We start from the raw sequence: 281 nt of genomic DNA on the forward strand, positions 1-281 counted from the left end.
TGGATCACCTGCGTCACGGCATTCACCTGCGTGGCTATGCGCAGAAGAACCCGAAGCAGGAATACAAGCGCGAGTCGTTCACGCTGTTCTCCGAGCTGCTCGATTCGATCAAGCGCGCCTCGATCCGCGTGCTCTCGCACGTTCAGGTGCGTCGCGAAGAGCCGGAAGCCGAAGAGCAACGCCTGCGTCAGGAAGCCGAAGCACTGGCGGCGCGCATGCAGTTCGAACACGCCGAAGCGCCTGGGCTGGATCAGCCGGAAGCGTTGGGTGAAGAGGTCGAT

The 281-nt window shown here is 62.3% G+C and carries 1 pseudogene; it reads left to right on the plus strand.

From position 1 onward, the window contains the following. Positions 1 to 281: pseudogene (gene secA / locus QMX86_RS28260) on the plus strand (preprotein translocase subunit SecA); the annotation flags it as partial.

This window comes from Pseudomonas sp. PS01270 (assembly GCF_029959775.1).
Taxonomy (GTDB): Bacteria; Pseudomonadota; Gammaproteobacteria; order Pseudomonadales; family Pseudomonadaceae; genus Aquipseudomonas; species Aquipseudomonas atacamensis.